We start from the raw sequence: 5,895 nt of genomic DNA, 5'->3' as shown, positions 1-5,895 counted from the left end.
CGACGACGCCGTGCTCGGGGCGGTCGGAAGCGGCCTTGAGTACGCCCAGGTGCGGATGGCTCCCTCACGCGTCACGTTCTGCATGACCTGGCTGGGGTTGGCCGTTCGGGCGCACGCGATGTCCGCCGAGCGGATCGTCGGTCGCAAGGCGTTCGGGATACCGGTTGCCGACCATGGAATGGCCCAGGCCCACGTCGCCGACAACGAGATCGATATCGCGGCCGCCCGAGCGCTCATCCACTCGACCGCCGCTGTGATCGATGAGCATGGCGCGGTCAGTGGCGCCGCGCGCCACGCGGCATCGATCACCAAGACCTTCGTGTCGGAGGCTGTCTGGCGCGTGCTCGACCGCGCGGTCCAGCTCTACGGCGGACTCGGTGTATGTGAGGACGAGCTGGTCGCCCGATTCCTCGTCGAGGCGCGGGGTTTCCGGATCTACGAGGGTCCCTCCGAGGTGCTCCGCTGGTCCATCGCCCGTCGGGTGCTGCGCGCCTACCGGTGAGCCGGCGCCGTCGCAACGGTGCGGACGTCATCGTCCCGCATGGTGACTTCACCTTCTTTTCCGCTTCCTCCGGTAGTCGGTTCGACACCTGTTCACAGGCCGGTAGGCAAATAGTGTTGGGATGATAGGCGTGACGAATGACACGCGGGTTTCGCCCGCCCAGACCGGGTATGCGATATTCAGCGAAGCCACCAGCGGGGTTGTCGACTACGAGCGGATCCGTGAGATCGCGAACTCGCTCGTGCCCTTCGGTCGGTTCGCCGGAGTCAGCATCACCGAGGTGAGCCCCGACCGCGCGATCGTCGAGATCCCCGTGAGCAAGAACCTCACCAACCACCTGGGTACGGTTCATGCCGGTGCGCTTTTCCTGGCCGCGGACATCGCCGGCGCCGCCGCGTCGGCCGGCGCCCTGGCGCCCCGTCTTGCCCAGGTCGAGCGCATGGTGGTCCGGGATGCCCGGTCGACCTTCCGCAAGCCGGCCGTCGGCCGGATCCGTGCGATTGCCACCGTGGACGACAGAGAAGTACGGCGGGTCCTGGCCAGCGATGCCGCGGAACAGTTCGACCTGGACGGCAAGGCGCTGCTCTATGACGACGCCGACGTGCTCGTGGCCAAGTTCCACTTCGACTACTTCTGCAACATCACGGCGAGCTGAACAGCCGCCCGGAGGCCTGCGGCCGGGGAAAAGCGGTGTTTTCAGATCGTTTTACGATGCGGTGGTAGTACGGAAGGTACCAGGAGTCCACACGCCGTGACGGGAGTCCTCATGTCCGTGAGCTCGACGGGCCATAACACGTCCGACGGCGCGACCAGGCGCCCCTCGGAGTTCGCCACGCTCGAAGCGATTCGGGTGACCCTCGACGACAACGTCACCTTTGTGATCCGGGTGCTTGCCCAGGAGGACCCGACTGCCCCGGTGGTGCTGATTCTGCCGGCGATGGCACTCAAGGCGAAGTTCTACCTGCCACTGGCGAAAACGCTGCACGCGGCCGGCCTGTCCGTCGCGACCTGCGACCTGCGGGCCCAGGGGGAGAGCCTGCCCAGCCTCCACCCGCGATCGAAATTCGGTTATCGAGAGCTGCTCGAGGTTGATTTTCCGGCTGTCGTCAAAGCTGTCCGCGCACGGTTCTCCCAGGCTCCGCTGTACCTGTTCGGACACAGCCTCGGCGGCCAGCTTTCCGTGCTCTATGCGTCGTCGGCCCGCGACGACGTCACCGGAATCTGCATCATCGGCGCGGGATCGGTGTACTGGAAGGCGTTCGGTCCGAAGCGCTGGGAAGCCCTCTGGAAGATCCAGACTATCGGTCTGGTTGCTCGGATCCGCGGCTACTGGCCCGGTGGCATGGTCATCGGCGGTGCGATGGCGGGCGGGGTCATGACCGACTGGGCACGGCACTCCCGCACCGGCCGCTACCAGCCTCGCGGCACGAAGCGGAACTACGACCGGATGCTGCGTGAGCTGGACGTCCCGGTGCTGGCGATCTCCCTAGAGCACGACGTGCTCGTGCCGAGTTCCAACGTTGACTTCCTCTGTGCGCGGCTTTCCGCCGCAAAGGTCACCCGGTGGCACGTTGACGGCCGGTCCGGGGTGAAGCATCGCGACCACTTCGAGTGGATCAGAGACAGTAGGGTCATCGGGTCCGCGGCGGCCAGCTGGATCATTCACGGGCACCTCCCGCCGGCGTCGTCATAGTGGCTCGGGGAGCTGGGCCTTCCGGACCTGCCGGATCGGCTTCCGGACTTCCCGGACCGGTTTCGCCGATCCGGTGCATGTTCTGCTGCGGGCGCACGTTCCGGCGGGACGCTTTCCGGCCGGACCGAACAATTCGGATAGTATTCTTCGGGTGCGCAGAGGAGTGCGGTCGAGTTTGCAGGACGGTGAACTCCGCCGGAATGTTCCGAAAAATATCGGAACAAAGAATTGATTTTTTCGCACTTGTGTCGTCGATCGTCCCGCGCAATCGAGCAATAGGTATCCAGGATTGGCGTTGACCATTCTTCCGGATGCTCCGCACAATTCAGAGGAAGCTCGCTGGCGAATACCCGCACCGACACCTGCCGGATGAAGTGACAGGGGTATTAATAATGTGTGACGATCTCACGGCCGGGCGGGTCAGCGCCCATTCCGGGAATCTTTCCACGGCCAGCATGGGATGGGTCGGTTAGCATGATGGCGAAAGCACGGATGACGGTCTTCGGCGACAGTTTCGTCGAGGGCCGGGGCGACCCCGCCCCGGACGGGACGTACTACGGCTGGGTACCCCGGTTCGCCGAGATGTTCGGGATCCCGCGTAACGGCTACCTCAACCTGGGAACCTTCGACGCGACCACCCAGGACGTGGTCGACCGGCAGCTTCGCGTCGCGCTGGTGAACAAGGCTCCGCTGATCGGGTTCGTGGCCGGGGTCAACGACCTGATCCGGGACTACGACGCGGCCCGCTTCCGGCGGAATATCGAGACGATTTTCACGACGTTGAACGGCCCGGACACGGTGATGTTTACCGCGACCTATGCGGATATCCCCCGGAACCTTCCGTTGCCGGCCTCCTTCCAGCAGCTCCTGCGGGTCCGTTTCGCCGAGGCGAACGAGTACCTGCGGGAGGTCTCCGCACGTACCGGCGCGCTCTGCCTGGACGTCGTGAACAGCCAGGAGTGGACGGACCCGGCCATGTGGTCGGCCGACGGTCTGCATCCGAGCCCCGCCGGTCATCGCCGCTTCGCCGAAGCCATGGCGGATCTCGTCGGCCTGGCCACCGGCATGGTGGCGGTGAACACGGCATCTTCTTTCGCCGGCGTCGGTGCCGGACCGCTGTCGTACTAGCCAACACGATCACGGTTTTTCTCGCGCCGGGATTCCTCACCGGATCCGGGGGCCGGAAGCCGATCCGGGAGGTCCGGGTCCCCGGGTCACGGAAAGGCACAGCTGGTCGAAGATTTCGTGATCATGGTTCTTTCGCGTGCTCGTGAACGTCAGGGGACGCCGGCGCGGTACGCCGGATCCGAAGAACCCGCCGGCGGACGGCCCGAGAGCACGGAAAAGGTCGGGATCACCCGCTGCGACAAAGCTTAGGAGAGGAAGACGGTGAGCGGCGACAAGTTGGCGCAACGGCGCCTGGCCAACAACCCGATCGCGATAGTCGGTATGTCCGGTCTTTTCCCGAACGCCCATAACTACCGGGAGTACTGGCAGAACATCGTCGATGCGACGGACTGCACGCAGGACGTCCCGGCGAGCCGGTGGAACCTCGATGACTACTTCGATCCGGACCCGACCGTCCCGGACATGACCTACTCGCGCCGGGGCGGCTTCGTCCCCGACGTCGACTTCGATCCGCTGGAGTTCGGTCTTCCGCCGAACCAGCTGGAGGTCACCAGCGTCATGCAGACGCTGAGCCTGATCGTGGCTCGCGATCTGCTGCGTGACGCGGGTGCGACGGACTCCGACTGGTACGACGCCTCGAGGACGGGGGTGGTCCTGGGGGTTACCGGGCCGGTCCCGTTGATGCACCCCCTGGCGGCCCGCCTGTCGACCCCCGTCCTGAAGGAGGTGGTCCGCAGCTGCGGGCTCACCGAATCCGACGCCCAGGCCATCGCCGCCAAATACGTCCAGGCGTTCGCGCCGTGGGAGGAGAACTCCTTCCCGGGGCTGCTGGCCAACGTGGTCGCCGGTCGGGTTGCCAACCGCATGGGGCTGGGCGGGATGAACTGCACGGTCGACGCGGCCTGCGCGGCATCGCTGTCGGCCGTCCGGATGGCCGTGGCCGAGCTGGTTGACGGCCGGGCCGAGATGATGATCGCCGGTGGCGCCGACACCGAAAACTCGATCTTCGGGTACATGTGCTTCAGCAAGACCCATGCCCTGTCCAAAAGCGGGCGTATCCGGCCGTTCGACGACTCCGCCGACGGCACCCTCATCGGTGAGGGCATCGGCATGATCGCGTTGAAGCGTCTTGCCGACGCCGAGCGGGACGGCAACCGCATCTACGCGGTCATCCGCGGTATCGGCTCGTCCAGCGACGGCCGTTCCAAGAGCATCTACGCGCCCCGCGCCGAAGGCCAGCGGTTGGCGCTGGCCCGGGCCTACGCCGACGCCGACTGCTCGCCCGCGTCCGTCGAGCTGTTCGAGGCGCACGCGACCGGCACCGCGGTGGGGGACAAGACCGAGCTGTCCGCGCTGCACGCGGTCCTGTCCGAGGCGACCGGCGAGCGGCACTTCGCCGCGATCGGCAGCGTGAAGTCACAGATCGGCCACACCAAGGGTGCCGCGGGCACGGCGAGCCTGATGAAGCTCGCACTCGCCCTCCACCACAAGATGCTGCCGCCGACCATCAACGTGGAACATCCCAACAGCGCGATCGACTTCACCGGCGGGCCGCTGTACGTCAACACCCGGACCCGCCCGTGGATCCGTGACCCGCAGCGGCCGGTCCGCCGGGCCGCCACTTCCGCGATGGGCTTCGGCGGGACGAACTTCCACGTCGTTCTCCAGGAGCACACCGGCGACCGCGGCGCCGTCGCGACGCTGCACCGCACGGCCCGGGCCTACATCTGGCACGCGGCCGACACTGCCACCCTGCTGGAGCTGCTGCGTTCCGGTGCCGCGCCGGAGGACACCGCACCGATCCCGGCGGGCAACGCCCGGGTCGGGTTCGTGGCCGCGGACGACGAGAGCGCCCAGCGCCTGCTCACCCTGGCCGTCGAGCAGCTCGCCGCATCCCCGGACGCGGCGCAGTGGTCGCATCCGTCGGGGGTGTTCTTCCGCGACCGGGCACTGGCCGACCTGAAGGTGGGCGCGCTGTTCGCCGGGCAGGGCAGCCAGTACCTGGACATGGGCCTGGAGGCGGTGCTCAACATCCCGACCGTGGCGGGGGCCGTCGACGACACGAACGAGTCGTTCGCCGGCGCCGACCGCCGGCTGGGTGCGATCATCTACCCGCCCCCCGTCTTCGACGCGGAGCTGCGCCAGGCGCAGGAAACCGCTCTTCGCCGGACCGAGTACGCGCAACCGGCGATCGGGGCGCTCTCGGTCGGCCAGTTCCGTTATCTTGCCGAGCTGGGCCTGCGCTGCTCGGGATTTCTCGGGCACAGCTTCGGGGAACTCACCGCATTGTGGGCCGCCGGCGCCCTGGACGACGCGGACTTCTTCCGGCTTGCCCGCGCCCGCGGCGAGGCGATGGCCCCGCCCGCCGAGGATCCCGAGCACGACCCGGGCACCATGGCCGCGGTTCAGGCCACGCGTGAGCAGGTCACCGACATTCTCCGCGCCTTCCCGGGCGTGGTGATCTGCAATCACAACGCGCCGGACCAGGTGGTCGTCGGCGGGGACACCCAGGCGGTCGGCGAGGTCGTCCAGGAATGCAAACAGCGGCAGCTCAACGCCCGCCTGCTGCCCG

The 5,895-nt window shown here is 67.2% G+C and carries 5 protein-coding genes; all 5 read left to right on the top strand.

Features of this window, described 5'->3' with window-relative positions; translation table 11 throughout:
- On the top strand, positions 1–502 hold a 502-nt coding region (locus DD1DGNOD_RS17850), incomplete at its 5' end, for an acyl-CoA dehydrogenase family protein (RefSeq protein WP_283234722.1).
- 130 nt (positions 503–632) lie between these two features.
- A complete protein-coding gene (locus DD1DGNOD_RS17845) occupies positions 633–1,157 on the top strand; it encodes a YiiD C-terminal domain-containing protein (RefSeq protein WP_241251635.1) in 525 nt (174 codons plus the stop codon).
- A gap of 111 nt (positions 1,158–1,268) precedes the next feature.
- On the top strand, positions 1,269–2,195 hold the full coding sequence (locus tag DD1DGNOD_RS17840; RefSeq protein ID WP_131770660.1) for an alpha/beta hydrolase family protein: 927 nt from the start codon (positions 1,269–1,271) through the stop codon (positions 2,193–2,195).
- A gap of 477 nt (positions 2,196–2,672) precedes the next feature.
- A complete protein-coding gene (locus DD1DGNOD_RS17835) occupies positions 2,673–3,323 on the top strand; it encodes an SGNH/GDSL hydrolase family protein (protein WP_131767611.1) in 651 nt (216 codons plus the stop codon).
- 321 nt (positions 3,324–3,644) lie between these two features.
- Positions 3,645–5,895 (top strand): type I polyketide synthase (locus tag DD1DGNOD_RS17830; RefSeq protein WP_241255812.1); only part of this gene is annotated, 2,251 nt, incomplete at its 3' end.

This window comes from Candidatus Protofrankia californiensis (genome assembly GCF_900634765.1).
In the GTDB taxonomy this organism is placed as follows: Bacteria; Actinomycetota; Actinomycetes; order Frankiales; family Frankiaceae; genus Protofrankia; species Protofrankia californiensis.
The sequence above is the reverse complement of the archived record's forward strand: the minus strand, read 5'-3'. Positions and strand labels throughout refer to the sequence as shown.

Bases quoted from the DNA above. Each gene is read 5' to 3' on its own strand.
- DD1DGNOD_RS17840 (WP_131770660.1), top strand. From the start codon at position 1,269: ATGTCCGTGAGCTCGACGGGCCATAACACGTCCGACGGCGCGACCAGG.
- DD1DGNOD_RS17835 (WP_131767611.1), top strand. From the start codon at position 2,673: ATGGCGAAAGCACGGATGACGGTCTTCGGCGACAGTTTCGTCGAGGGC.